Here is a 26084-nt window from a genome sequence, read left to right as displayed (position 1 = left end):
CGGTTCAGCGACTGCGCTGTCGGGATGACTGCCCGCGATTCACGGGCGCGGACCGAAACCTGGCCTGCTGCGGCCGATCCAGATACGGGACCGGTTCCAGGTCGCTCAGGTCGTATCCGGCGTCGAAATGGTCGGACAGGTCTTTGCCGCCGCGGGCCTGCATCACCCGCACCTCCCCCACCCGGTCCGCGAGGGAGTCCGCGACCCTTGCCGCGTGTCGGTATCCGGGGCGGTCGCGGTCGGCGACCACGATCACCCGCGACGCACCCGCCAGCCAGCGGGCGTGCTCGGCGGTCCAGGAACCAGCGCCCATCGCGTTGCAAGTCGCGATCTGCCCGGCCTGGTTCGCGCGCTGCACGTCCTTCTCCCCCTCGCACACATAGATCTCGCGACCGGTATCGAGTGCTTCGCGGATGTCGGCGAGCTTCCACGGGATCGGCGCGAACCCCGTTTTCTCCCATTCGGTGCCGGTCCAGTGGGCCTGCCAGAAACTCTTGGCGTGCCCATGTTCGTGCGGGGTGTGTACCCGATGCACGACGCCTTCGATGCGGCCGTTGGGCCACCGGTAGATGTAGGAATCCACCGTCTCCGGCCGCCCCGTCTGCACCCCGAGATCGGGTTTGGACAGGATCGGAAACCGTGCAGCAAGGATCGCCTTCTCCACCGGCGACACGATCTGCGGCGCCGCCTTCTGCGACGCGGACTCTGGGCGGGCGGTGCGCCCGCCGGCCCCGAAGGACCGGCGAGCAGAACCGTTGCTTGTCGTGCCGCGAGAGTTGGTGGTGTTGGAGCGGGTGCGTTCGGGGAGACGGTCCCACAGGTCCCGCACCCGCAACCCGATCCGGTCCAGAACCTCCTCGTCGTTGCAGCGTGCCCAGCACCGCACCATCGTTTTGCCCTGCTGCGGGTCATACCGCACACCAAGACTCGGGTTGTGATGGTGGCCGTCGCCCTCGTGAACCGGGCACAGGTAGTTGGTCCACTGCTGCGGGGACCGCGGCATCGGCGGCAACCCGACCCTGCGAACTAGAGCGTCGGTCACGACCTGATACGAATAACCCTGCGGCGGTTGAGGTTCCATCTCAGCTCACCGCCCCCGCTCGGAGGGCCCGTGTGCTGGACCGGGCGGTTCGAACCGTATCCGGGCGGCGGCCAGGACGCGGCCCTGTTCGATGCTGCGGCGCTGCACCGCATCCAACCGGCCACCCGGCACGCGCACAGACTCCACCAGCGCCTGCCGCATCGCTTCCGGATCGCTTTCCCACTGTGAGCGGGCCTGTTTCAGGAACTCCCACTGCTCGCGGTGCGGTCCGTAGTGCCAGCCCTGATCGATCGCGCCGCCGTCGGTGTAGAGCCGGTTGATATCGGCTTGGGTCGCGAAGTCCGACCGGAAAGCCAACCGGGTGAGGCGATCCAGTTCGGTGAACGCTTCGCGCATCGCTTCCTCGTGTTCGGGATGCATGACTCACCGCCCCCGCTCGATCCTGGGGCGGGGCCGGTCGTTCCTGGTCAGCGTGCGTGCCTGTTCCTGGCTGCGGCGCTGCACATCGGTGAGCCCGTATCCGCCGTTATAGTCGACGTTTTCCTGGAACCGGCGCATCGTTTCCGGTGAACGCGACCAGTCGTCGTAGGCGTCGGACAGGTAGCCCCAGTGCTCGGCGTGCGGTCCGCGGTCCCACCGCTTCTCGATCTCGTCGCGCTGCCCGAAGATGGCATCGATATCGGCGTCGGTGACACCCGGCCGATACGCCTTCCGTTCCAGGTCGACCTGCTCGGCGAAGTCGGCGCGCATGGCTTCTTCGTGTTCACGTTCCATGTCAACGACTCCGCTCGATGCCGTTGCGCCGCTGCCCATTTGGTCGATCCACCGACACGCCGACGTCCTCACGACCCAGCGGAGGCCACGGTGCGGTGGGCTCCCGCTCAGCCTGCTCGCGCCTGTTGAGCTGACGCACCGCCTCGAACGCGGCCCGCCGCAACTCCTGATCGCTCGGCTCGGCCGCTGGTTCGGCTTGCTCGGCTCGGCGTTCGGGGCTGCCGTACCGGGCGCGCTCAGGTGTGCGCTCGGCGAGCTTGTGCACCGCCTCGTCACGTTCGCGCTTGTACCGATCCCGTTGCGCGGCAACCTCATCCATACCAGGCCGGTCGCGCAGTTCGCCGATCTCGTTGGCCAGCCGGATGTTACGGTTCTTCAACTCCTCGATCCGGCCCTCGGCGGTCTCCAGCTTGGTCTTCATCTCGTCGCGGTCGTCGGTGACCGCGTCCAGTCCACGCTGCAACATCAGCACCCGGGAACCGAGCCGATCCCGATCAGCCTGTAGGTCCGAAAGCTGGCGTTCGACCGCGGCCAACCGATCCGCGCCGACCTGCTCCCCTCTGGTCTGGTCACGGTCTACCGGGTCGGGAGGCGGCGGAGTCGACGGTTCGACACCCCCGGAGCGCTCGGTGTGGACTCGGCGCGCGGCGCTGATCCTTTCGGCCAACGCCTCGCGTACCTCGTCCGGGGTGCCTCCGCTGATGTACTGCGGAGCAGATTCCCCGTCACGCCACGCCGCCGCCGACAACCGCGTACCAGGCTCGATCTGCAAACCCTCGATCGTGTCCAGCGCCCACCGCATCGACTCGACACCGTCGCGGTGCCAACCCCGCTCCACCGACACGGTGTCAGGGCCGACTCTGTCGGGGCGGTGATACCGCACCGAGGTCTCCCACGTCGCGGCCGGATCGAACCCACGCCGCCGCTCGGCTTCCCGGGCACCTACCACGCCCGGGACCTCGGGGCCACGCCGCTGCGCCCATACCTGCTGCTGCGGCATCGTCGGCTGCCGTTGCCGCTGCTGGCGCTGCGAGTGCAGTTGCTGGGTGTAGGTGTCGGCGCCGAGCTCTCGCGCCACCTGCGCCCGATACTTCAACGCCTCGACCCCCCGGACCTTGTGCGCGTTGTCGAACAACCGGCCCGGCGCGAACTGCGGGAACACCGTCGCGGCATCGAGGCCGTCCAATGCGATCCCCCGCTCGACCATGGTCAGCCGATCGTTGGCGATCACCTGGGTGCGCAGCATGTTCACGTGCTGGGCCAGGCCGTAGGCGTCACGGAATCGGCGGTCGTGATCCACGCTCGGGTCGACAGCACGCACCGCGACCGCCAACGCATGCACCCGGTAGCGGTCGATCATCTGCTGGGTCGACACCAACTGATGAGCTCGCGCGGCCTGCTCCTCGCGACGCTGCACCCGCAACGTGCGACTGATCTGCTTACGAACCCGGCACCGTTCCAGCCAGTTCCCCGCTTGGGCATGCAAACGCAGCAGATGCTGCAGCGAATGCCCGAACTGGCGCAGCTCGGCGCGGATCTCGTCCTCAGGACTACGGTCAGACATAATGAATTCCTTTCGGGGAGTGGGGTTATCGGGTTCGACGGCGTTCGCCGCGCTGGCGTGCGAGCTGCTGCTCACGGTGCTGATCGGCCTGATCGGTCAGCGACAACCGGCTGGAGAATGTGCGGGCGTGATGCAGCTGCTCCTGGGCACGTTCGAGGGTGGTGTCGGCGTCGCTTAGCCATATCTGCGTGAATTTGGTCGCGGTGGCAGGGGATATCGGTTTGCCGAGGTTGTCGGTCCGCAGCGATTCGGGAGATTGGCCCAGCTCGCGATAGCGGCGCCCCAGCTCCAGCGTCATGCGCCGCAGGTCTTGCAGCTTCTCCTGCACCTGCCACACCTGGTCATCGAGGTCGCTTGGGATCGGCAGGATCGGGTCGGTGTTGTTGTCGGACATGATCAGTCGCCCTCGGTTGCGGCGGGGGTGCCCCACGGGTCTTCGACGCTCGGATAGGCGTCGACAACGCCGGTGTCGTCGAACGCCTCGATGGTTGGTGGGGTGTATGGCTTGATCGGCGGGATTTCGCGGGTGTGGTCGTAGACCCAGCCGTAGGCGTTGTCCAGGCGCAGCCGGTCGACGAGTCCGACCGTGCGGCGGCGCGTGCCCCAGCGACGCTCGTCGAACTCCTTGCGCAGCGCCGAGAGCTGATCGGCCCACACCGTCGCGGTGACCTGCGCGGGGTGGCCGTAACCGACCGGGCGGGCATTCCACGCCGCGAACTTCTCCCCCTGGGCGCGGCCGATCTCGGCGAGCAATTCGACGGCAGTCAGATCCTCCAACGTCTTCGCCGTGGAGACGGCGAGCAGATCCGGACAGAACTTCGCTCGCACCCTCGCGACGTACTCGGCGTGCTCGCGGCGGCGTTCGGCGTCGAGTTCGCGGCGTTCGGCTTCGAGCCGATCGAACTCGGCAAGCTCCTGCGGGGACATCCGCAGACGCTCCCGCAGTCGCTGCAACTCGTGCAGCGGGTCCAGCTCATCCCACGCGGCGATGGCGAACACGGTCACCACACCTGCGGCGATACCGATCACCGTCGGGCGAATGATGTTGCGGTTCATGATGGTTGGGTTCCTTTCAACGGTTAACAGGGATCAAGAAGCGGGCGAGGACCGACGGGCGCAGGGCGGCGTTCCACCACAGGTAGGCCACCCATCCGGCGCCGTAGGCGGCCAGCGGCCCGCTCACGGCCAGTGGTTCGCCCCAGGCCGCGAGCGTCGCGGACAGGACCACAACAGAGGAGCCGCCCGCCGCGCCGCGCAGCATCCGGTGCCGCGCTGCTCGCCCGGCCTCGATAGCGGCGTCGGGATCGACCTCCGGTTCCGCGTCGTCATCGCTGTCGGTGTCGGTGGCGACCAAGTGCAGGGCAGGGCGTTTCGGGCCGATCGGGCGGCCCGAACGGCTCGGCCCTGTCGGCTGTGCGTCCTCTGGTGGTGGGACGTCGGCGATGACTTGGGCGAGGTAGTCTTCGAGCTCGTCGCCGAGGATGTCCCCGATCGCCCTCGGATCGGCCGGGATACGGCCCTCGTCGTGGCTGTGGTCGTGGCCGTCGTCATCGCGGTCGTCGGGTCGGATGATGCGCATAGCTGTTGCCTCACAATCGAATACGGGTATGCGGGATCTGCGTCGAATAGGGGCCGGTCAGGCGGCACTGCCCGCGGCCTTCGGGTTCTTGCCGTTCACGGCATCGGTCTTGCGGGCTTTGGCCATCTCGGCAGCGGCGGCGGCGTGGGCAGTGGTGCCCGGCATCGGCCGCATTTGCGTCTTGTCGACCTGCACGACCTGGCCCCAGTCGGCTCGGCGGGCGCGGGCGTAGACGAACTGGCCGGTGTCGAGTTCACGCAGCCGATCGGGGTCGACCAGCCACTTGTCACCCACCGACACCTGGCCCTCGTCGCCGGTGCGCTGACCCTTGATCAGATGCCGCGACGGCAGCATGGAGCGAACCGAACCGAGGTGTTCGCACAAGTCGCCGGCGTTCTCGTTGTAGCCCAGGATCAACCCACCCGCGCACGCCTTGAGCAGCCGGTTCAACGCCCACTTGTCCTGGGCGAGTCCCTCCTGAGACTGGGCGGCGAACGCCAACGCGACGCCCTGGGAGCGGCCCCGCTCGCACACATCCACCAGATTCAACGCACCCGCCGGTGTCGTGGTCGCGGACTGCTCATCGATGATCACGGTGACCGAGCGGCGCTTGTCCTTGGCGGTGCGTCCGGCGCGCTGCATCACCATGCGCAGGATCGCGGCGACCTGGGCGCGGGCGGCGTCCTTGTCCAACCCGGGCACTGTCACATACAGCACATCCAGTTCATCGAGGTCTTTGCCGCCGTCGAAGACCATTGCCCCGTCCTGGTCCTGCAACAGGTCGAACAGGTTGGTGGCTTTGATCAGGGCGTCATCGATCTGCGGGACTTTCTCGGCCTGCAACGCCTCAAGCATCCGTTTCACATCCGGGGCGTTGCCCCACAGATCCAGCAGTTTCTTCTCGTTGAGCCGTTCCAGGAACTCCGCCGGTGAGCGCGGCGGACCGCCTGGGGCGCCGACCACAAGAGAGACGATCCGGCGGCGCATCTCGTCGAAATGCTGGCCTTCGCTGGTGGTGGCCTGACCGGCGTTGAGCATCTCGCCCATCACGCCCCGCATGTCGCGAGCGGTCAGGGTCGCGAACAATTCGAGGCGATCACCGCCCGGTCCGACCTTCGCGATCCGGGCCGCGTCGATACCCATGCCGCGGGCGATGTCGCCGATCTCGATGCCGAGTTGCTTGTCGTCGGCGCCGCCTTTGCAGGAGATCAGCACCATCAACGGTCGGGGGTGCTTATTGCGCATGCCTGGGATCTGTTTCCACTGCTGCCAGGCAGTCCATTCGTATTCGAGCATCCCGGCGAAATAGCGTTTGATCAGCTCCGTTTTGCCGCCACCGGTAGTGGACACGATCGCGAGATGGCGGCGGGCCTGCTTGTGCGGAACCACCAGCCAGTTCTCGTGCCGCACGGTCAGTTCCTGCCACAACCCGGGTGTTTTGGCAGTGGTGGTCTTGGCCAACGGTCCCAACACGATCCCGTGCCCGGCGGTGTAGGGGGCGCCGAACCGGGCCGCGCGGGCGGCGCTGGCGAAGCGGCGGGCGTGGATGGCGTCCTTCACCCGTTCGGTGCGTTCCAGTGACTTCAACCCGACGGTGTTGGTCTTGTGCACGAACTGCGCCCAGTAATAGGTGGCCAGCAGTGCGGCGACCGGGGCGCCGAGGATCAGCATCGTGCGCAAACCGGCCAGATCACCCGTGGCCACCCGGGCTGCGCCGGACCACAAGAGAGAGGCGGGCACCGACCAGGAACCACCCGCCAGCGCCGACACCGCGGGCAACAGCAGCGACGCGATGGCGAAGTTCCGCAGGCGGGCCGGTGGCAGCCATGCGGCGGCGATGGCGAGGATCATCACCAGCATGCCGACGACGACCACCCCGCACACCGTGGCGGTGCTGACGACGTGACCGGCGGCGGCCAGATCCACGGTCGGAAGGTCCCAGCCTTCGACGCCCCTGATCGGCGGGGCCTCCGATGTGATCGCCGGCGGGGCGGTCGGGTCGACCGACGCCACCGCTGCCGGATCTGGCGGTGCAGCTTCGATCGGTCCGCAGTCGGTAGGGGTGAGAATGGGCTTGCAGTTCGGGTCGCTCATGATGCTTCGGCTTCCTGGGTGAGATGAACGAGAGTGCGGCGACGCCGGTTCGGGCTCGCCGCCTTGGCCGCCTTGCGGCGGGCGGTGTACTGGTCCAGCCATTTCGACCAATCCAGGTCGAAGTCACGGATCACCAAATGCAGTGACAGACGCGCGAATTCAGCCTCTGGAAGGCGTTCGGAAGCGGCGGTGACGTTATCGGCGACCTTGGCCGACCGGCACAGGTACAGCACCCCGACCATGGATTCAGTCACGCTGTCGCGGGCGGCGCGGATCGCACCCCTCAACGCGATATCCATGTACTCGGGGTCTTTCTTGGACAACTCGACTTCCAGCGCCCACCAACCCCGCATCCCCTGCACGACACCGAGGAACCGGCCGTCGTGTACGTGCGGGTGGCCCATCTTCGGGTCACGCCCGGTCGACACCTCGAACTCGGCGCCGCGCTTGGCACCGGCGGTTTTGCCGATCCGGTGCCGCAAGATCCGTTCGGAGACCCACAGGTCCGGGTCCGGGCCGACGAGCATGATCCGGGCCTGGGCGACCGCGCGGTAGTGCTCGGCCAACCCGTTCGGCGGCGTCCAGTCCGCGGTCCGCCATCCCAGATGCTTCGATGTGGTCACCCGGGTCGGGATCACCCACTTCTGGCCCGACAGGACGTCTTCGAGGTCCTTGATGTGGCCTTCGGCGTGCAGGCGGTTGGCCAGTTCGTAGACGTGGTTGCGTTCCATGCCCAGAAACCAGCCCAACACGTCGAGCTGCATGGCGTGCATCTCCGATGTCGCCCGCAACACCGTCGTCTTACGCGGCGTCGACCGCGGGGCACGTCCCTTACGCAACAGGTCCTGCACCGTCGTGCGCGGCAACCCGACACGTCGACCGATCTCGACCTGACTCACACCGCGCCCGCGCAGGGCCGCGACCTCACCCAGCACTGTTTCGACCTGGCGGGCACGAATCCCCAACAGCTGCGCGATGTCCCTGTAGGACAACCCACATCCGCGCAGACCGGCGATGATCTGGTCACGGTGCTCGAACTCCACCACCGCCCACCGATCCCACCGCGGCGGGATCTCCGTCTTGTGGTTCATCTGCTTCGCTCCCTTCCTTGATCAGGGCGTTGATCGGGGCGGTTGGCGCGGCGGGTGGCGATATCGGCGCGGGCCTGCAAAATCACCTCGCGCATATCCGAGGTGTCGATCCCGCGCCGCTCGCACGCGTTGACCGACCGCTGCCAACGCGCCAGCTTCAGCGCCTCCAACTGCGCAGGAGTCGGTTCCCGTTTGGGCACAGCCGATTCCGCGTCGTACAGAAACGCCCGCAACGGCCCCTGCGACCCGCCCCGCGCACGCAGCACCTGGCCCTCGGACTCGGTACCCGGGCGGCGGTCTTCCTCGGCGAGCTGACGGCGGGTCCGCAAATGCCGCGGCGCCAACCGCCACGGCCACGTCGGAATACCGAACCGCTCACCCTCGGGATCATGGAATCCGCTCATCGCGACCGCCCCGGCCGCTGCGAACGCTCGGCGACCTTGGCGCGGATCCGTCCGGCCATCTGCGGGGTGTGCCGGTAATCCAGCAGCCGGTCCCACAGCGCGGTCCGCTCGTCGTGTACCTGTTTCGAGGCACGACCGGAGCGCTGTAGACGATCGATCTCGAACCCGCAGTCGGGTCCGAACCCCTTGGCCTGGGCCGTATCAGCGGCGGCGAACAACATATCCGCCAGCACTGCGTGGGCGATGTCCAACCGCTGGAACTCGGCCTCCAACTCTGCTTGCTCGCGACGGCGCTCGTCCTGGGTGCTCACCGAGCCACCACCTGCGGCAGCTGCTCACGCGGCACGCACGAACCTGCCGGTTCCGGCGGCACACCCGAGTTCGGCGACCGGCACACATCCACCGAGGGCGTGTCGTGCTTGTAGTCGACCCACGCTGCGGTGCACCCGCCCATACCGATCACGACCAAAACCGCCAACACGATCAGACGCGGCCCGACCGGCAACGCGTTCAACGGCGCGTACACGGCACCGACGCTGGTGAACTCCGGACCGGTCATCGACGTCAACGCAGAAGACCCGACACCACGACCGCGGTCGTGGTGGGTGACGGTGTAGCTGTGCGGGGCAGGCGGCTCCGGCCCGAACGACGCGCTCACCGCGACCGCCCCCGATCGACCCGAGCAACCTCGACCTGATCACGCTGCGGCTGCGGATACTCGCGGAGCTTGGCTGCGTCTCGGCGCGCCATCGCGGCCCACTTCAACGGATGCTCCATTTCGCTGGCGGCGTAACCGAGCCTGGTGACAGTGGAATCGACGTTGACGCTGCCGAATTCCTCGCGTGACCACCCCTGCGGGCCGGGCTTGTCGAACCGGTCGGCGTGCGGCTCCAACTCCCGATAACGGGCCTGCAACGCGATCGTCCGCTGCCGCAACAACTCCTGTTCGCGGATGATCGAATCCAGCTCATCCAGCAGTTCAGCCGGATCATGGAACAGCTCGTTCGCACTCATCGCCGCACCCCCCACCGACGCGACGCACGCCACAACGCCACCGCGCCCAGCAGCATCACCGTGAAACCGACAACCCCCGGCGCGGTCAACACCAGATAGCCCACCGCGACTGCGGCCAACGCGAAACCGAAAGTCCGGGCGCGCATCACAAATCACCGCCATCCCGGCGATTGCCACGACGACGACGCGCCTGCGCCGACTTCAACGCCAGCCGCGTGTAGTGCGCCTTGCGGGCCTGCGCGGCGCGATACGCCCGCTCTTCCGGGCTGAGCAGCCCATCGGGATCAACGAGGCGATCGAATTTGGTCAGCAGCGCATCACGGGCCTTCGCCGTTCGGGCAGCTCGATCCGATGTCTTTGCCCAGGACTCGTGCGCGGCGATCCGCGCCTGCAATGTCCTCTCGACCGGCGTGCTCATGCCGCACCGCCATCCACGAGCATGGCGGTCGGCTGAATCAGCGCCAGCAGCTCGTCACGCTCCACTCGCAGGAGGCGACCATTCACGCGGAACCCGCTGAGATCACCGGCCGCGATCCAGTTCCGGATCGTCTTGGTATCCACGTCGACAAGCGCCGCCGCAGTCTTGAGGCTGATCAGATTCCGAGCCTCGTTAGACGTCCTCTCCATCAGATGTCCGCTCCTTCGAAAGTGGGAAATTCCTTGCAGTTACCCACTTTTCGTGGAATTTGCAGGCAGAAGCACCACATAGGTGGACTTGTCCAGACGTCTCGGGTACCTTTAAGAAGTCCCTAGAAGTCCCTTCGATTGGAGGAGACATGGCGAACGAGCGCCTTCGCAGTGCGATGCAGCAGGCTGGGCTCGACATCCCGGATGTCGCGGACAAGACCGGTGTGGAGCCCAAGACCGTTGAGCGCTGGATCACGAAGGCGCGCACGCCCTATCCGCGGCATCGACACGCCGTCGCTGCTCTCCTCGGAGAGACCGAGAACTACTTATGGCCGGACGCCCTCGCTCCGGAACGGAAGATCGAGGTTGCTCAGTCAGAGGTGCTGACGGTCTTCCCTCACCGCAGTGCAATTCCAAGCGACTTGTGGAAGCGACTGCTGTCGAGCACAAGCGAGCAGCTCGACGTCCTGGTTCTCGCGGGCCTATTTCTCGCCGAGGAGCCTGAGTTCGCAAGGACTCTACGCACGAAGACCCGCAACGGATTGAAAGTACGGCTGCTGTTCGGCCGGCCGTCAGCAGCAGAGGCCGACAAACGTAGCGCGGAAGAACGCTTGGCGGTGGGCACTGTTCCCTCGCGCATCAACAATGCGCTCGCGCTTATCGAACCGCTGACCACGATCGACGGCGTCGAGCTGCGGTACCACGACACGACGCTGTACAACTCAGTGTTCCGATTCGACAACGAGATGATAGTCAACATGCACGTTTACGGGCTTCCGGGTGCACACGCCCCAGCCCTTCATCTTCGACAACTGCCTGCAGGCGACATGTTCGAGACATACATGACCAGCTTCGAGCATGTGTGGTCGAACGCGACCCCCGAAAGGTGATCGTTCATGAGTCGGACCGACTATTTTCACGATCCCAATGCCCCCACGGCCAACAGCGTAAAAGTCGCCGTGAGTGCAGTTGTACGTGATTCACAGGGCCGAATCCTGATGATTCACCGCACCGACAACGACCGCTATTCGATCCCTGGCGGCGGACTGGAGGCTGGCGAGACAATCACGCAGGCGCTGATGCGAGAGGTCAAAGAAGAGACCGGAATCGATGTCCGAGTGACAGAACTTATCGGCATATTCTCGAATCCGGAGCACGTCATCGCATATGACGACGGAGAGGTGCGCCAAGAGTTCTCGATCTGCTTTCACGCCGATCCTATCGGCGGTGACCTCCGTACAAGCTCGGAGTCGAAGGAGGTCAGATGGGTTGCGCCGAAGGATATTTCGTCTCTGAACGTACATCCCTCGATTACACTTCGCATAGAGCGAGGTCTAAGTCCCACAACAGGAACGTATTTCACGTAACAGCTAAATTCAGCGCCTCATCAACCGCGCAATAACTTCTCGGTGCGCTCGGCCGCCTCGATCAGTTCGGGTGCAGCATCCACCAACGACCTGGATACAACATGATCCGGGCCGTAGCGTTCGCGAACCTCGGCAACGCGACTGCGCACGTCCGTAGTCTGTCCGGTTGGGGTCGTCGTCATATCCGCCCACCATAGGGCGTCACGTAGGGCCGTCTGCTCGTCCGGCCAGTCGATCTCAATGTCGCGGTTTCGCGCTTCTATTCGCGCGCATGAATGATTGGCGACGAGAGCACACAGCCGCGATGAAGCACCCTGCTGCTGCAGGAACTCGGCCCCGTCGACGGGATGGAACCCGGTGCGGCGGATCGACGGCGCGTAACCGATGTCGTGCAGCCATGCCGCAGCAAGCAACAGGTCGGAGTCGTCCACAATGCCCGCAGCCTGCTGGGCATGCTGCGCGACTCCCTGCACATGCTGCCACCGTCGCGTCAGACCGATGAGATGATCCTGCGCTAGCTGCGCCGCCCAGGCGACGAGATCATCGGACATACCGCTAACGGTAACGCCTGACCGACAGGCTCGAAGCGTGCCACCGGATGTTCCAGCCGATGCACCTACAGCTTGTCGCCGAGTCGTGCACGCCGGTGAGCTGATTTCGCGCGGCTGTCAGCGACAGCCGCGCCGTACCGAGCGAGCATCTGCCGTGAACGCCATCCTGCGAGCATCATGAGGTCTTGCTCCTGGCCGCCGCTGTCGAGCCAGGTATGGGCGAAGAAATGCCGCAACTGGTGCGGATGCAGGCGTTCGATCCCAGCCGCGTCGCAGCGACGCTCGAGCATCTGACGGATACCGGAATCGGTCATCGAACCGCGGTATCCCAGCCATAGTGCCGGGTTGTCATTCTTCGCTCCGGAATGCTTGGCCCGGACCCGGAGGTACCTGCGGAGTGCCGTTCGGGTCTTGTCGCCGAACGGGCACGTGCGCGGCCGGTTGCCCTTGCCGATCACCAGGACGGTGTTCTCGTTGAAGTCGAGCGAGTCCACCTCGAGCGGGGCAAGCTCCCCGCACCGCATTCCGGTGTCGGCGAACAGTCTGATGATGGCGTTGTCGCGGCGGTCGGCGAAGTCTGTACCGTCGCACTCGGCGAGTAGCGCCTTGACCGCGTCCAAGCCCGGCACCGGCACCTGCTTGTCGGGGACGGCTGGCGGGCTCATCTTGTCGAACGGGTTGGTGTCGATGATCTCTTCGACGGCAAGGTATTTAAAGAACTGTTGCAGTGACCGATACTGCCCGCGGGCGTACTCCGGCGACAGTGGTTCCCCGGTGCGTCGGTTCGGGCGCGTAAGCAAGTCTTCGATATACCCGCCGAGGTGGGCGCGGGTGATGTCCGGCGCCGTGGTCGGCAGGTCGTTGGCTTGGAGGAAGTCGGCGAAGTACCCGATCCTCGTCAGGTATCCGTCGATCGTCAGCTTGCTTCGGTTCTTCCGGCGCAGCTCGGTCGCGAAGTCCTCCGCCAGCTCGCGTACGTCGTCCAGATCCATCCCCATGACCGGATTCTACTCGCAAAATACATTGGTCACGGAGCGTTGTTCTGGACGAACCCGGCTGTTGAACTCAACGTTTCCGCTGGTAGAAGGGTGTTTGTGGGGCGGGCGGGGCTCGAACCCGCGACCAATGGATTATGAGTCCACGGCTCTAACCGACTGAGCTACCGCCCCTCTTCCGCGGTATACCGCGGCGTTGGGGATGCTACCGGTTCGGGCGGGTCGCACACCACTCGGACCCCGGTGTGGCGGATAGGGTTGGGTTCATAACCTCAACAATCCTGGAGGGTTGGGCCATGAGCAGCGTGTTCGCGAATGTGTTGAAGGTGCATCAGTGGGTGTATGAGAACAGCCGGGGGCTGGTGGGGCACCGGCTGTTGTTCGGGAATCCGACGCTGTTGCTTCGGACGGTGGGACGGAAGTCGGGACGAGAGCGGACGTCGGCGCTGACGTATGGGCGGGATGGGGGCGATTACCTGGTGACGGCGTCCAATGGCGGATCTCCGCGGCCACCGGGGTGGCTGGCGAACGTGAAGGCCAAGCCGGAGTGCGAGATTCAGATCGGGACGCACAAGATTCCGGTGGCGGCACGCGCGACGTATCCGGATGATCCGGATTACGCCCGACGGTGGGAGATCGTCGACAAGGTGAATAAAGGCCGCTACAGCGCTTATCAGAGTCAGACCAAGCGGCCCATCGCTGTGGTGGTGCTCACGCCGACGAGCTGAGCTGACTCAGTCGCCGCCGTCCCGGCCACCACCGTAGCCGCTCCCACTGTCGACCCATTCGTCGGCGTCCCCCGAATCTACTCTATCCCAACGACTTACATCGACAGGTGGTCTGCTGGCGAACTGGACAACGGCGAATACGAGGAGGAGGACGCCGACGACCACGGCGACGACGATCAGAGTTTGCACGCAGGCGACAGTAGCGAAAGCGCCCGGATGCGTGCATCCTGTCGCAGACAGATCACAAAATCTGGCTCGTTACATTGTTAGTATTGTGCGTCCCAACGCAGTTCGCGATTCTATGGCCGCGTGCGCGGCGTCTGCCCGTTCCAGCGGGAAGGTCTGGCCGATCACCACTTCGATATCACCGGCGACTACGGCGGATTGGGCCCGCTCAGCCAGCGTGTGCCAGTCGGTATCGTCGCCGGTGATATCGAAGAGACCGAGCACCTCGATGCGGCGGCTCTCGAGCGATGCCCGGTCGAGATCGGCGAAACCTCCTGCGGCCGCGCCATATCCGATGAAGCGACCGCCATCGGTGATGATTTCGGCGGCGGAGCGGCCGAGCTCGCCGCCCGCGCCGTCCAGCACCGCGTCAACTCCGGCGCGACCGGTCGCGGCGTGTGCCTGGGCGGCCCAATCGGGTTGGGAGTAGTCGATGACGGCGTGTGCGCCGAGGCGTTGGGCCAGTTCGAGTTTCGCGGTGCCGCGCGCGGCGGCGATGACGTTCGCGCCTGCGGCACGGGCGAATTGGATGAGCAGCGTGCCGAGCCCGCCGCCGGCGGCGGTGATCAGCACCCATTCTCCGGGCCGCAAGCCGACCCGATCATGGACCGCGAGAGCGGTTTTGCCGTCGTGGGTGAGTGCTACCGCCTGCGGCAGGGTCAGCTGGTCCGGCACTTCGATCAGGGTTTCCGCGTTGGCCAGTGCCCGTTCGGCATAGCCGCCGGTCGGCAGTCCACCGCCGATGCCGCTGGCGGCGGTCTGGGTGGTGACCCGCTTGCCGAGCCACGACGGGTCGACCTCCTCGCCGACCGCGGTGACCACACCGGCGATCGCACCACCGGGCACGTACGGTGGCTGCACCTTGAAAAATTCGGTGCCCCAACCGCTTCGCAGCTGGGTATCGAGGAACATCACGTCGGCGGCCGCGACCGCGACGACCACCTCCCCCGCCCCCGCGACCGGTTCCGGCACCTCGTGCACCGCGAGCACTTCCGGTCCACCGAATTCCGTTGCCTGCACAGCCTGCATGACCGACCTCCTACGCTTCTCTGTGTCTTCGGATAGAGACCAGCTTGGAACCTGAAGCGCTATTGAGGTCAAATGCTCGTCGCCGATTATGCCGAGCGCGGAATTCGGTGTGCGCGCGAACCGTTGTGGCTCAGCCGCCGCTCGGGCGGATCACGATCCTCCCCCGCCACAGCTGCTGCCACCACCGCCACAGCTGCTACTGCTGCCGCCGCCACAGCTGCTACTGCTCCCCCCACCGCAACTACTGCTGCTACCGCCACTACAGCCGCTGGAGCCGCTTCCCGAGGATCCCGAGTCGAATCCCCCCGCATCACCGGCTGACCACGCCGAGTCACCGCCCGCCCAGCCCGCGCCGCGCCTGCGCGACGACCTGCCGGACGCAGTGACCAGCAGCACGATGAGCGCCGCGATACCACCACAGATCCCGAGCACGACAAACAGCACGGCAAAAACGGCCACCATGCCCGAATGGTATCTGCCTGGGGTTTCGTGGGCGCGCCGTACAGTGAATCGTGGAACTTTTGCGTTCTCGGAACCGGCTGCGGCGCCGGGTGGACCTGGGCGAGGTCGACCGGGCGGTGGCGGCGCTGGAGTTACCCGAGGCGGTATTCAAGACTTGCCCGTGGCAGCCGCGCGACCTGGTGGAGACCGGTCTGCGGCAGTGGTTGCGCTGCTGTGGGGCGGCGATGCGCGACGGTCAGGTCATCGGTATGCCGTCGCACGCGGTGGACGAGGCCTGGCATGGGCTGATCCTGTGCACCGAGCGCTACGCGGCGTTCTGCGCGGGCGCGTACGGGCGTTTCCTGCACCATTTCCCCGACGGCGACAACTACGTCAAGCCGGGGGCGAGGCCGGGACAGTCGCACGGTTCGATGGCCGAACAACTGGGTCGCACGGTGGTGGCCTGGTCCATGGTGGCGAAACCCGGCGAGCAGGCCGTGCTGTGGGATCTCGACAGCAAGGTCGGCATCGAGCATCCGTGGGGTATCGACGCCCGGCGGGTCGAGGCCATCGAGGCCGAACTCGCACGGGCGCCGGAGGGCCCCGGTAACGCCTAGGTGAGCTTCACCCGCGCCGCGAAGAAGCGGACCACCGCCGGTGCGAACCGGTTGAAGTGGAGTTGCAGCCGCGCCTCGGGGGTGACCGGGACGATGCTGCGGTCGCGTTCGACGGCGCGCACGATCTGCTCGGCCACCTTGTCCGGCGTGTAGCGACGCATCCGGTAGAGCTTGTCGTACTGCTGCTGCTTGCGCTTCTCCTCCTCCGCGCTGACGCCCGAGAAGGTGGTGGTGGCAACGATATTGGTGTGCACGATGCCCGGGCAGACGGTGTGTACCGAGATGCCGCGGCTCGCCAGTTCGGCACGCAGGCAGTCGGAGAACATGTACACCGCCGACTTGCTGGTGGAATAGGCGCTGAAGCCCTGCTGCGGGCTGTAGGCCGCCATGCTGGACAGGTTGACGATATTCCCGCCCAGGCCACGTTCGGCCATGGCCGAGCCGAAGGCCCGGCATCCGTTGACGACGCCACCCAGATTGATCCGTAGCACCCGGTCGAACTCGGCCGACGAGGTGTCGAAGAATCCGCCCGCTTGGCCGATGCCCGCATTGTTGATCAGGATGTCGGGGACGCCGTGCGCCGCGAATACCTCCGTCGCATGCGCCTGCACCTCGGCCTCATCGGCGACGTCGAGCCGATAGGCATGTGCCACACCGTGTTCGGCGGCGATCAGCTCGGCCGTCTGCTTGGCCGCGTCCAGATTGATATCCGACAGGACGATCTCGGCTCCGCGCCGGGCGAAGGCCAGCGCGGTCTCGCGACCGATACCGCTGCCGCCGCCGGTGATCACCACCAACTGGTCCTCGAAAGGTTTCTTGCTGCCGCCTGTTTCGGCGCGCCGCAGCCCGCGCGGCACGGTGCCGCCGTTGACGGTGTCGATCAGTTCGGTGGTGGCGGTGGCCAGCAATTCCGGGTGGGAGAACGGCATCCAGTGTCCGGCGGGCACATCGCGGCGCCACAGTCGCGACGCCCACCGGCGTTCGTCGTCGTAGCCGGCGGGCCGGACCGCGACATCGCGGCCCGCGACGATCAGCTGCACCGGCACCTCGGTACGCCGCTCGCGCGGGGCCAGCATGCGCGGCAGGATATTCGCCCGGTAGATGAGCAGTCCGTCGATCGCATCGCGCCGGAAGGTCGGGCCCAGCGTGATATTCGACGGCGGCGTGTCGTTCATGACGGAGACGATCCGCTGCCAGCGGTCCTCCCGCGCCACCACCCGGAAGATCTGGTTGAGCCCGGGTGTCATGGAGAACACGGTGTAGCCCGAGGACAGCGCCTGGGTGAGCGGTTGCCACAGGTTCCGCGGCGACGGCCGGAACAGTCTGGCACGCACCCACTTTCCCAGGTGGTCCAGATTCGGCCCGGAGACCGAGGTGAACGAGGCGACCCTGGTCGCGGCCCGCTGCTCACAGACGGCCTCCCACACCTGTACCGAACCCCAGTCGTGGGCCAGCACGTGCACCGGCCGGTCCGGGCTGACCGCGTCGATGACGGCGAAGAAGTCGGCGGCCAGCTCCTCCAGCCGGTAGTCCGCGACGCGGCGGGTGCGGGTGGATTGTCCGTGGCCGCGGGTGTCGTAGGCGACGACGTGGAATCGCCCGGCCAGCAACGGCACCACCGCATCCCAGAGGTGATGGGTGTCGGGCCAGCCGTGCACCAGCACCACGGTCTCGGCGGACGGATCACCGTATTCGTAGACCGCGAGCTCGAAGCCGCCGTTGCGAACGATCCGTTCCGTGATCGCCGAGTCGATATCGATCGTCGTCATTGACGTCATCTCCTGTTCCCCTGGTGTGCACTGCGGTCATTACAGGTCGAGTACCAAACGCCCACCCTCCGAACGCGATACGCAGACAAGCATTTCGCCCGCTGCGTGTTCGTCGGCGGTGAGCACGGTCTCGCGGTGTTCCGGTTCGCCCGCCAGCACCCGCACCTTGCAGGTGCGGCAGAACCCCTGGCGGCACGAGTACGGCCGATCCGGACGTCGTTGCAGGATGGCGTCGAGTGCCGACTTGTCCGCAGGCACCTCGAATACCTCACCGGTGTCGGCGATTTCGATCTCGAACGGCTTGCCGTCCACGATGGGTGGCGGCGAGAAACGTTCGGAGTGCAGTTCCACTCCACGCATTTCGCGGACAGTGTCGGCGATGGCGGTGATCATCGGCACCGGTCCGCAACAGTAGACCGCGGTGTCGGTGCCGACCTCGGGCAATAGTGCGGCCGCGTCGGGCAGTCCGTGCTCATCGTCGGTGCGCACGATCACCCGATCGCCGAAGCCCGCGATCTCGTCGAGGAAGGGAATGGTGTCGCGGCTGCGTCCGGTGTACACCATCGACCAATCCAGGCCCAGGCGCTGTGCCAGGCGCGCCATCGGCAGGATCGGCGTGATGCCGATCCCGCCCGCGACGAAATGCACACGGGCGGCCGATGATCCGTAGCCCGGAACGGCGAACGGGAAGGCATTGCGCGGACCACGGACCAGGATCGGCGTACCGACCGGCAGCGCATCGTGCACCTCCACCGAACCGCCGCCGCCATCGGGGATGCGGCGCACCGCGATTCGGTAGGCGCGGGTGTCGGCGGGGTCGCCGCACAGCGAATACTGCCGCAGCCGCCCCGAAGGCAATTCCAGGTCGAGGTGCGCGCCGGGCCGCCACGCCGGCAGTTCCCGCCGATTCGGCGCCTCCAGCCGCAGGCTCACCACGTCCTGGTCGTGCGCCTCGATCCGGCGTTCGGTCACCACCAGCGCCAGCCTGCGGTCGTCGACCTGGGATCTGACGTCGCGACGGTTGACGATCGTGGTCCACTTGAGCCGTGCCGACGCGACCGCGTCGAGTACCTGGACCGCCCGGTCACAGTCCCGTCTCCCGAACAGATCCGCGGGCAGCTGTTCGGGAATGGGCCGGGGGCTCACGATTTCGTCTCCCCCCGCGGTTCGCTCGCTCACGAGGCCACGGCCTGCGCAGCGGGCGACTTGGCCAGATAGGCGACCGCCTGCGCGGTGGAACCCACGTTTTCCGGGTCGTAGCCGGGCTTGAAGGTCGACGCCGCACTCCACAGCAGTGATGGCACGCCGGGCAGCGCACCGCGCCACATCGAACCGAACACCCGTGTCATCAGGCGCGGATAACCCATATCGGGCAGCGCCGGGTCCTGGTGCACCATGTATTTCGTGCCGCGTACCACCAGCGTGAGGAAAATCGGGAAGACGATCATCATGATGGCTGCGCGACGCATGTAGCCCGCGCCGAAATACACCGCGACATCGTGGGCGACATGCCGGTGCTCGACCTCTTCGGCACCGTGCCAGCGGAACAGATCGGCGACCCGCGGGTCGGCGCCGAACTTCTCCAGATCCGCGTTGAGCACCCAGTCACCCAGGTAGGCGAAGAAATGCTCCAGGCAGGCGATGAAGGCCAGTCGCTCCACCATCACCTGACGCTGCGCGACACCCTCGGCACTGATGGGGCCCAACGTCTTCCGGAACAGGAACTCGGCCTGGCGGACGTACGGCTGCGGGTCGATGCCATTGGCGGCGAGCACCTCGTGCAGGACTTTGTCATGCGTCTCGGCGTGCATGGACTCCTGGCCGATGAAGCCGAGCATGGCCTCACGCAGCTTCTCGTCCTTCACATACGGCAGCGCCTCGGAGTAGGCGGCGCAGAACATGCGCTCCCCCTCGGGCAGCAGCAGATTCAGGGCATTGATCAGATGCGAGGCGATCGGCTCGGCCGACATCCAATGCAGCGGTGTATCCGCCCAATCGAATCGGACATTGCGCGCGTGCAGGGCAACCTCACCGGGATCGGTATTCGGCCGCTGCTCTCTCCAGCGAAGTAGCTTCATCGGTACTCCTCGATCTCACCGTTCACGCCGCAGCCCGCAGCCGGGTCACGACCGCACCATTGCGCACCTTCCTGCGTGGCTGTAGCAATGATCATACACATACATGGAACTTCCAGTTACACACATAACGTCACGGTTCGAATGCACTGGTCGGATAGCGTGATTGCCACCTCGCCCAGCGAGACAAGTGGCCGTCGGCCCGCTTGACAATAGAGTTCTTCACTGTGATCCACTCCCCTCCGGTTTGCCAGAAAACTAGAACACGTTCTAGTAGGCTTCTGCTATGGAACGTTTAACCGGATTGGATGCCAGTTTCCTGTACCTCGAGACCGAGACCCAGCACCTGCACGTGTGTGCGCTGCTGATTCTCGATCCCACTGCGGGGGGCGCACAGTACTCATTCGCCTCATTCAAGGCCGAGCTCGGCCGACGCCTACATCTCATTCCGCACATGCGGCGGCGCGTGCACGAAGTGCCGTTCAATCTCGATCACCCGGTCTGGGTAGAGGACGCGGATTTCGATCTGGACCACCACATTCGCCGCATCGACATCCCCGAGCCCGCGGGCAGGCGCGAGCTCGCCGAATTGGTCGGCGACATCGCCAGCCGACCCATGGACCGCAACCGTCCGCTGTGGCAGATGAATGTGGTCGAGGGCCTGGACAACGGCAAGGTGGCGGTGATCTGCAAGTACCACCACGCGGCGGTCGACGGCATCACCGGCACCAACATGATGATGTACCTGTGCGATACGGAACCCGGCGCCACCAGGCCCGAGACCACCGAGGCGTGGACGCCGGAACCCGCGCCCAATGACTGGAAACTACTGACCGAGGCGGTGGTTCGATTCCCCGGCAAGGCGGGAATGTTCGGCATGGTGCCGAAAACCGTCGGTCTGATGGCCGGATTCGCGCAGCGGCGGCGAAACAATCAGCGAGGCATGGCATTGCCGTTGACCGCGCCGCGCACGCCGTTCAACAAGTCCATCGGTCCCGATCGCGCGGTCGCCTTCACCGAGTCGAATCTCGAGTCCATCAAGGAGATCAAGACGACCTTCGGGGTCAAGGTCAACGACGTGGTGCTGACGGTGGTCGGCGGCGTGCTGCGCAGCTATCTGGAGAAGCACGACGAGCTGCCGGATCGGTCACTGATCGCCTCGGTTCCGGTCTCGGTGCACGGTCAGTCCCGGCACGCCGACGGCATCAACAAGGTGTCCTCACTCTTCTCCGAACTCGGCACCGATATCGCCGACCCCGCCGAGCGGTTGCGCAAGGTCGCGGCGGCCAACCAGCACGCCAAGGAGGAGCACGACATGATCGGCGCGGACTTCCTCCAGGATTGGTCGAAGTACGCACCGCCGAACACTTTCCAGCTGGCCGCCCGCGTGTACTCGTCGCTGAAGCTGGCCGAACACCATCCGGTGGTGCACAACCTGGTCGTGTCGAATGTGCCCGGACCGCCGATGCCGCTGTACTTCCTCGGCATTCAGGTCGACGCCATGTATCCATTCGGGCCGGTCTTCCACGGCGCCGGACTCACCGTCACCGTCCTGTCCAATAACGGGGATCTCGATTTCGGGTTCATCGCCTGTAAGGAACTGGTGCCGGATGTTTCGGCACTCGCCGACGCGGTTCCCGCGGTGATCGACGAATTACTCGTCGCGGCACGCGAATTGGAGTAGACCAAAGCGCTGCCCTGTTCGCCATCGCCGCCGGACAGGGTCGCATCGGAGCCGCGGCAGCGCAGCCCGGCTCGATCTCAGTTCGCGGCCGATCGAGGTTCGGCGCCCAGGCGCGCCGCCACCGATTCACACGCTTCGACCAGCACCGGAACGAACAGATCGGCACCGAAGACGCAGCCCGCGTGCCCCGCCTTGACCAGGTGAATGCTCGCGTCCGGGATCATCGTCGCCATCTCCAATTGCCGGTAGACCGGAATCGCCTTGTCCTTGGTGGTGATCACCACCGCCGTCGGCGGCTCGAGTTCGGCGAGCCAACCACTCGCGTCGAATCTGCCCACCTCGGCGATAATTTGGGTGAGCGCCCATCCGCTGGTACTCCGGAATTCGGTCATCGCCCACCGCTGCATGCCACCGGGCGCCCACGTATGTTCGGGTAGCTCGGGTAACCGCTCGCCGTATTCGCGAGCGCGCCGGAACGCGTGCGGGCGAACGGATTCGGCGAACGCGCCCCAGGCCCGATGGAAGGCCCGCTCACGCCACTTCTCCTGGAACCGGTAAGGCGTGGCGCACAGCACCAGACCACCGATCCGTTTCGGATGCCGTTGCGCGGCAAGCAATGCGACGACACCACCCAGCGAGTATCCGACGCAGATCGGGTTCGCCACGTCGAGCGCGTCCGCCACCGCGACGACATCGTCGGCACAGTCGTCCAATCGGAATCGCTCGGAGCGGATGCCGCGGCCGTGCCAGCGCTGATCGAACAGGATCACCCGGAACCGCTGCGCCAGCGCCGTCAATGCCGGGAACCACGTCAGGTACGCGGTGCACGCCGTGCCGTGCAGCAGGATCAGCGCCGGAGCCCCCTCGGGCCCGGCGATGTCGACCACATACGTCCGGCCCCGCCCCGGCAGGTCGATCGATCTCCCGCCGGGCACCTCCGCGATATCGGGCACCGCGACCCGCCCGAACCGCCGCATCGTCACTGCTTCCCGGTCCGGAATCGCCATCGTCGGCCTCCTGGAGCGCTGATTCGACTAAGATTAGAACGCGTTCTACACAATGATGCCACGGCGGGCACCCGATACCGGATCGCGGAACGCGGCCTTTCGGTCCAGATCCGGCCTGAACGTGCGCTTTCTCGCCACAATGCGCCGAATACGGCCGTTCGCGGACGGCAGCGTACGGGCCGGACCATCCGGATGTAACGTGTTTCACACGTGCATGACGAGAGACGGAGGTCCGCGATGGGGCGGTTGACCGGCAAGGTGGCATTGATCAGCGGCGGCGCCCGCGGCATGGGCGCCGCGCATGCGCGGGCGATGGTGGCCGAGGATGCCCGCGTGGTGATGGGTGACATCCTCGCGGACGAGGGCGCCGCACTCGCCGAGGAACTCGGCGACAATGCCACCTACGTCCACCTCGACGTGCGCGAAAAGCAGCAGTGGACGGACGCGGTAGCGGAGGCGGTGCGCCGCTACGGCGGACTGCACGTCCTGGTGAACAATGCGGGCATCGTCAACGGGAACCTGCTGGTCGATTTCGAACTCGCCGAATGGCAGCGCATCCTCGATATCAACCTGACCGGCACCTTCCTCGGCATGCAGGCCGCCACCCCGGCCATGATCGAGGCGGGCGGCGGCTCGATCATCAATATCTCCTCGGTCGAGGGCATGCGCGGCAGCCCCGGCCTGCACGGCTACACCGCGACCAAGTTCGCGGTCCGCGGCCTGACCAAGTCGACGGCACTCGAGTTGGCGCAGTACAAGATTCGCGTCAACTCGGTGCACCCCGGGCTCATCCGCACCCCGATGACCGAGGGCATCCCCGCCGACTTCCTGCAAATACCGATGGGGCGGGCGGCCGATCCGTCCGAGGTCTCCGCGCTGATCACATTCCTCGCCAGCGACGAATCGTCCTATTCGACGGGCGCCGAGTTCGTGATCGACGGCGGTCTCACGGTCGGCATCCCGCACAAGACGTTCTAGTTCTCCACGACGGGCAGGCCCCTGCGCCGAGCACGGCCAGGGGCGGCACGGACAGGTGGCGGCATCGATCCACTTGCGCTCGAACAGGATTCCGACGACCTCCCACCCCGGCAGGCAGTAAACGCCGTGCACGCCGACGACCTCCCCGAGCCCGACCGTGACTATTGCGCGATCGGCATGCTCATGCCACCATCGGTGACCATGACTACAGGAAAGGCGGGCACCGCCACCATCCGGTGAGCGCGGTGTCGACCAACCGAGCGGCCGCGAGCCGCAATTCGTTTCCCGGTAGCACTTCTCCCCTCTCGGACACCGTCGCATCGGGCTTCGCGCTGCGCGACGAATGGCTCCGTCACGGGCTGTGCACCGAACCCTCCGACCGATCCACCGCCGAGGCCGCCGTCACCGAGCTGTACCGGCTGATCGATACTCCCGAACCCGAATTCGTCTGGGTCCCTTCACCACCCGCCGCTGTCGCCGCGGCCACCGAATTGGGCGTGCAGTCCGAGGCATGGTCGCCGCGTGCGGACGTCGCACTGCCCGTGGCGGGCCGGATCGCTACCCTGCTCTCCGCGTCCCGGCACCGAATGGATTGCCGGATCGACAGATCCGTCGCCGCGTGGGCCAACGCAGGAGAGCGCGGCCTCCCGCCCCAAGAATCCGCGGGTCGGATCCGCCCCCGGCCCGATCGGTACGTCCGCACGGCCATTCAGGACGCCTTGCGAACCACCCTCATCGACGGCGTCGCGACGGCCGTTCACACGCTGATTCCGGACAATACCCGGGCCACCCTGGGCATCCCCTGGTACGGCCAGCAGGAGGCGCACCGGATCGGCTACTACGACGTGGTCCGGCGAAATACACCGACAGCCTTTCGTTCCGACGACGACACACTGCTCGACACCCAGGCCGCGCTGGCCCGGTCCACCGGCTGGTGGTGGTCGTTCGACCACGTCTGCATCATGGCCGAGCGTCCGACCTCGCTGCATACCGAGCCGACACCCGCGGGCCGCCACAACGAACTGCGCCTGCACCACTTCGACTTGCCCGCAATAGGTTTCGCGGACCGGTCGGGGGTCTACGTGCAGCGCGGCACCATCGTTCCGGACTGGGTGGTGCTCGATCCGAGCGCCGACCGCATCGGCCGCGAACGCAATGCCGAGATCCGGCGCACCACGATCGAACGTATCGGCTGGGATACCTACATCGATGACGCCGAGCTGGTACTCATCGGAGAGGCCGACGACCCAGGCAATCCCGGTTCGACGCTGCGGCTCTACGACCCACCCGCGGGCTGGGGCCGCCGCAGCAGACCGCTGCTCGCGGAGAACGGTTCGGTCGAGCCCGACGGCCACCGCCGCCGCTACGGCCTGCACGTCCCGATCTGGATCGATGACCCGCTCGCCGCCGCGGGCTGGACCTACGGCCTCAGCGGCACCGACTACGACCGGCTCGTCCGCCGAACCTGACTCTCCCCCAAGGCGATTCCCATGACCTCCACCATGGTCCAGAACTTCGGCGGTGGGAGGAGAGCGAGCTGCCGTTGTTACGCGGGATCTTCGTCGTCGACGGACGGCCAGATGGCGCGTAGTGGGCGCAGCCCGTCTTCGACATAGTCGGCGATGGGGCGGTTGCCGCCGTCGAGGTACCACTGTTCGAGGGCGGCGAAGTAGCCGAAGACCAGGGCGTTGGTGGCCACGCGAGCTTGGGTTTCGTTCAGCTGTCCGGTCGACGCGATCAGCGGTACGAGCCGCTGGCTGGTGCGGTCGGCCGAGGCGCAGGCTGCCATGCGCACCGATGGTTCGGTGAAGTGGTAGCGGACCCTGCGCCACGGGCCTCTGTCGACCGGAGCGCCATCGTCCGCGCCCTGGGAATCGGAGGCGGGCTCCGGTGTGGATTCGTCGGCGCGAACCGAGCGGAGCAGGCTGCCGATGGGATCGCGGGGGTCGACGATCGCTTCGATTTCGTCCGCGCTCATGGTGTCGAACTCGTCGGCGACGATGATCCCTTCCTTCGTACCGAACAGGCGGTAGACCGTCGACGGTGAGACGTCGGCCGCGGCCGCGATCTCCTCGATCGTGACAGCGCCGAATCCCTTCTCGTCGAACAGGTCCAGTGCGCGTTCCTGGATGGCGTGCATGGCCTTCAGCCGCCAGCGCTCGCGAAGTCCCGTCATGCGAGCAGACTATCAGATAGTGACTTCCTGAAGCATGTTGCTGTCTTGAGACATTGACTATCTGAAAATCGGGTCATAGAGTCACTGTCTAGAGAAAGTGACTTTCTCAAAGTGGTGCGTGGCTCGACTCGCGGCGCTCTGGCGCCTCCCGCCAGCCCCGATTCACCCGACCGAACTCATCTGGAAGGACTCGCGCTATGTATCGACCGAGCCGCCACGACCGTCCCGGCAGACCACATCGAGCCGAACTGTC

At 66.1% G+C, this 26084-nt stretch carries 32 protein-coding genes and 1 tRNA gene; 7 read left to right on the top strand and 26 right to left on the bottom strand.

Annotated elements, in window-relative coordinates; genetic code table 11:
* Window positions 1-4: 4 nt before the first annotated feature.
* From AB0H61_RS11790 to AB0H61_RS11715, 16 genes are read right to left on the bottom strand one after another with little or no spacing between them, the layout of a single operon-like run.
* Window positions 5-1042, bottom strand: a complete 1038-nt coding sequence (locus AB0H61_RS11790) for a toprim domain-containing protein (RefSeq protein WP_357302229.1) — start codon at window positions 1040-1042, stop codon at window positions 5-7.
* A 45-nt stretch (window positions 1043-1087) separates the two neighbouring features.
* Window positions 1088-1462, bottom strand: a complete 375-nt coding sequence (locus AB0H61_RS11785; protein WP_357302226.1) for a hypothetical protein — start codon at window positions 1460-1462, stop codon at window positions 1088-1090.
* Between the two features lie 3 nt (window positions 1463-1465).
* On the bottom strand, window positions 1466-1816 hold the full coding sequence (locus AB0H61_RS11780) for a hypothetical protein (RefSeq protein ID WP_357302223.1): 351 nt from the start codon (window positions 1814-1816) through the stop codon (window positions 1466-1468).
* 1 nt (window position 1817) lies between these two features.
* Entirely contained in the window at window positions 1818-3380 is a 1563-nt protein-coding gene (locus tag AB0H61_RS11775) for a hypothetical protein (RefSeq protein ID WP_357302220.1), read from the bottom strand.
* Between the two features lie 25 nt (window positions 3381-3405).
* Window positions 3406-3774, bottom strand: coding sequence for a hypothetical protein (locus AB0H61_RS11770; RefSeq protein ID WP_357302217.1), 369 nt, complete (start codon window positions 3772-3774; stop codon window positions 3406-3408).
* A gap of 2 nt (window positions 3775-3776) precedes the next feature.
* Window positions 3777-4436 (bottom strand): hypothetical protein, encoded by a 660-nt coding sequence (locus AB0H61_RS11765; RefSeq protein WP_357302215.1) that lies wholly within the window; start codon window positions 4434-4436, stop codon window positions 3777-3779.
* Between the two features lie 16 nt (window positions 4437-4452).
* The gene (locus tag AB0H61_RS11760; protein ID WP_357302212.1) at window positions 4453-4959 is read right to left on the bottom strand and encodes a hypothetical protein; all 507 of its coding nucleotides are present in this window, start codon (window positions 4957-4959) and stop codon (window positions 4453-4455) included.
* Between the two features lie 57 nt (window positions 4960-5016).
* Window positions 5017-7053, bottom strand: coding sequence for a hypothetical protein (locus AB0H61_RS11755; protein WP_357302209.1), 2037 nt, complete (start codon window positions 7051-7053; stop codon window positions 5017-5019).
* Window positions 7050-8144 carry a hypothetical protein gene (locus AB0H61_RS11750; RefSeq protein WP_357302206.1) on the bottom strand — a complete coding sequence of 365 codons (1095 nt, stop codon included), beginning with the start codon at window positions 8142-8144 and terminating at the stop codon, window positions 7050-7052. The genes AB0H61_RS11755 and AB0H61_RS11750 overlap by 4 nt, the downstream gene beginning before the upstream one ends.
* Complete coding sequence (locus AB0H61_RS11745) at window positions 8141-8548, bottom strand: RRQRL motif-containing zinc-binding protein (RefSeq protein WP_357302203.1); 408 nt, start codon at window positions 8546-8548, stop codon at window positions 8141-8143. Before AB0H61_RS11745 ends, AB0H61_RS11750 begins: the two co-directional genes overlap by 4 nt.
* Window positions 8545-8859, bottom strand: a complete 315-nt coding sequence (locus tag AB0H61_RS11740) for a hypothetical protein (protein WP_357302200.1) — start codon at window positions 8857-8859, stop codon at window positions 8545-8547. The genes AB0H61_RS11745 and AB0H61_RS11740 overlap by 4 nt, the downstream gene beginning before the upstream one ends.
* Window positions 8856-9206 (bottom strand): hypothetical protein, encoded by a 351-nt coding sequence (locus AB0H61_RS11735; protein WP_357302198.1) that lies wholly within the window; start codon window positions 9204-9206, stop codon window positions 8856-8858. The genes AB0H61_RS11740 and AB0H61_RS11735 overlap by 4 nt, the downstream gene beginning before the upstream one ends.
* Entirely contained in the window at window positions 9203-9562 is a 360-nt protein-coding gene (locus AB0H61_RS11730; RefSeq protein ID WP_357302196.1) for a hypothetical protein, read from the bottom strand. The genes AB0H61_RS11735 and AB0H61_RS11730 overlap by 4 nt, the downstream gene beginning before the upstream one ends.
* Window positions 9559-9708, bottom strand: a complete 150-nt coding sequence (locus tag AB0H61_RS11725) for a hypothetical protein (protein ID WP_357302193.1) — start codon at window positions 9706-9708, stop codon at window positions 9559-9561. The genes AB0H61_RS11730 and AB0H61_RS11725 overlap by 4 nt, the downstream gene beginning before the upstream one ends.
* Window positions 9708-9980 (bottom strand): hypothetical protein, encoded by a 273-nt coding sequence (locus tag AB0H61_RS11720; RefSeq protein ID WP_357302190.1) that lies wholly within the window; start codon window positions 9978-9980, stop codon window positions 9708-9710. The genes AB0H61_RS11725 and AB0H61_RS11720 overlap by 1 nt, the downstream gene beginning before the upstream one ends.
* Window positions 9977-10189, bottom strand: coding sequence for a helix-turn-helix domain-containing protein (locus tag AB0H61_RS11715; protein WP_357302188.1), 213 nt, complete (start codon window positions 10187-10189; stop codon window positions 9977-9979). Before AB0H61_RS11715 ends, AB0H61_RS11720 begins: the two co-directional genes overlap by 4 nt.
* A 149-nt stretch (window positions 10190-10338) precedes the next feature.
* Here AB0H61_RS11715 and AB0H61_RS11710 point away from each other — a divergent pair, with 149 nt between their 5' ends.
* Complete coding sequence (locus tag AB0H61_RS11710; RefSeq protein WP_357302185.1) at window positions 10339-11079, top strand: helix-turn-helix transcriptional regulator; 741 nt, start codon at window positions 10339-10341, stop codon at window positions 11077-11079.
* 6 nt (window positions 11080-11085) lie between these two features.
* A complete protein-coding gene (locus tag AB0H61_RS11705; protein WP_357302182.1) occupies window positions 11086-11556 on the top strand; it encodes an NUDIX domain-containing protein in 471 nt (156 codons plus the stop codon).
* 20 nt (window positions 11557-11576) lie between these two features.
* Here the strand turns inward: AB0H61_RS11705 and AB0H61_RS11700 are convergent, their stop codons facing one another.
* The 3 genes from AB0H61_RS11700 to AB0H61_RS11690 all read right to left on the bottom strand — a co-directional run bounded on the left by AB0H61_RS11700 (window position 11577) and on the right by AB0H61_RS11690 (window position 13276).
* Window positions 11577-12107 (bottom strand): HD domain-containing protein, encoded by a 531-nt coding sequence (locus tag AB0H61_RS11700; RefSeq protein WP_357302179.1) that lies wholly within the window; start codon window positions 12105-12107, stop codon window positions 11577-11579.
* Between the two features lie 65 nt (window positions 12108-12172).
* Window positions 12173-13105, bottom strand: coding sequence for a tyrosine-type recombinase/integrase (locus AB0H61_RS11695; protein WP_357302177.1), 933 nt, complete (start codon window positions 13103-13105; stop codon window positions 12173-12175).
* Between the two features lie 97 nt (window positions 13106-13202).
* Window positions 13203-13276: transfer RNA gene (locus tag AB0H61_RS11690), tRNA-Ile, on the bottom strand.
* A gap of 122 nt (window positions 13277-13398) precedes the next feature.
* Between AB0H61_RS11690 and AB0H61_RS11685 the strand changes: the two genes are divergently transcribed.
* A complete protein-coding gene (locus tag AB0H61_RS11685) occupies window positions 13399-13830 on the top strand; it encodes a nitroreductase family deazaflavin-dependent oxidoreductase (protein ID WP_357302174.1) in 432 nt (143 codons plus the stop codon).
* A 6-nt stretch (window positions 13831-13836) separates the two neighbouring features.
* On the opposite strand, the gene AB0H61_RS11680 is transcribed toward AB0H61_RS11685, so the two are convergent.
* Window positions 13837-14019: a hypothetical protein gene (locus tag AB0H61_RS11680; protein ID WP_357302171.1), complete on the bottom strand. Its 183-nt coding sequence runs from the start codon at window positions 14017-14019 to the stop codon at window positions 13837-13839.
* 69 nt (window positions 14020-14088) lie between these two features.
* Window positions 14089-15084: a zinc-binding dehydrogenase gene (locus AB0H61_RS11675; protein ID WP_357302168.1), complete on the bottom strand. Its 996-nt coding sequence runs from the start codon at window positions 15082-15084 to the stop codon at window positions 14089-14091.
* A 521-nt stretch (window positions 15085-15605) separates the two neighbouring features.
* Between AB0H61_RS11675 and AB0H61_RS11670 the strand changes: the two genes are divergently transcribed.
* Window positions 15606-16142: a hypothetical protein gene (locus AB0H61_RS11670; RefSeq protein ID WP_357302166.1), complete on the top strand. Its 537-nt coding sequence runs from the start codon at window positions 15606-15608 to the stop codon at window positions 16140-16142.
* Here AB0H61_RS11670 and AB0H61_RS11665 read toward each other — a convergent pair.
* From AB0H61_RS11665 to AB0H61_RS11655, 3 genes are read right to left on the bottom strand one after another with little or no spacing between them, the layout of a single operon-like run.
* The gene (locus AB0H61_RS11665; protein WP_357302330.1) at window positions 16139-17911 is read right to left on the bottom strand and encodes an SDR family oxidoreductase; all 1773 of its coding nucleotides are present in this window, start codon (window positions 17909-17911) and stop codon (window positions 16139-16141) included. The genes AB0H61_RS11670 and AB0H61_RS11665 overlap by 4 nt on opposite strands.
* A gap of 39 nt (window positions 17912-17950) precedes the next feature.
* Window positions 17951-19057, bottom strand: coding sequence for a PDR/VanB family oxidoreductase (locus AB0H61_RS11660; RefSeq protein ID WP_357302163.1), 1107 nt, complete (start codon window positions 19055-19057; stop codon window positions 17951-17953).
* Between the two features lie 29 nt (window positions 19058-19086).
* Window positions 19087-19989: a metal-dependent hydrolase gene (locus AB0H61_RS11655; RefSeq protein WP_357302160.1), complete on the bottom strand. Its 903-nt coding sequence runs from the start codon at window positions 19987-19989 to the stop codon at window positions 19087-19089.
* Window positions 19990-20272: 283 nt separating this feature from the next.
* Between AB0H61_RS11655 and AB0H61_RS11650 the strand changes: the two genes are divergently transcribed.
* The gene (locus tag AB0H61_RS11650) at window positions 20273-21670 is read left to right on the top strand and encodes a wax ester/triacylglycerol synthase family O-acyltransferase (RefSeq protein ID WP_357302158.1); all 1398 of its coding nucleotides are present in this window, start codon (window positions 20273-20275) and stop codon (window positions 21668-21670) included.
* A 77-nt stretch (window positions 21671-21747) separates the two neighbouring features.
* Here the strand turns inward: AB0H61_RS11650 and AB0H61_RS11645 are convergent, their stop codons facing one another.
* Window positions 21748-22677: an alpha/beta hydrolase gene (locus tag AB0H61_RS11645; protein ID WP_357302155.1), complete on the bottom strand. Its 930-nt coding sequence runs from the start codon at window positions 22675-22677 to the stop codon at window positions 21748-21750.
* Between the two features lie 237 nt (window positions 22678-22914).
* Here AB0H61_RS11645 and AB0H61_RS11640 point away from each other — a divergent pair, with 237 nt between their 5' ends.
* Complete coding sequence (locus AB0H61_RS11640) at window positions 22915-23655, top strand: glucose 1-dehydrogenase (protein WP_357302152.1); 741 nt, start codon at window positions 22915-22917, stop codon at window positions 23653-23655.
* A 245-nt stretch (window positions 23656-23900) separates the two neighbouring features.
* Complete coding sequence (locus AB0H61_RS11635; RefSeq protein ID WP_357302150.1) at window positions 23901-25124, top strand: DUF6745 domain-containing protein; 1224 nt, start codon at window positions 23901-23903, stop codon at window positions 25122-25124.
* Window positions 25125-25201: 77 nt separating this feature from the next.
* Here the strand turns inward: AB0H61_RS11635 and AB0H61_RS11630 are convergent, their stop codons facing one another.
* Window positions 25202-25831 carry a helix-turn-helix domain-containing protein gene (locus AB0H61_RS11630; RefSeq protein ID WP_357302147.1) on the bottom strand — a complete coding sequence of 210 codons (630 nt, stop codon included), beginning with the start codon at window positions 25829-25831 and terminating at the stop codon, window positions 25202-25204.
* Window positions 25832-26084: the final 253 nt, after the last annotated feature.

This window comes from Nocardia sp. NPDC050710, assembly GCF_040654375.1.
Lineage (GTDB): Bacteria > Actinomycetota > Actinomycetes > Mycobacteriales > Mycobacteriaceae > Nocardia.
This window is presented reverse-complemented; position numbering and strand designations above follow the sequence as displayed.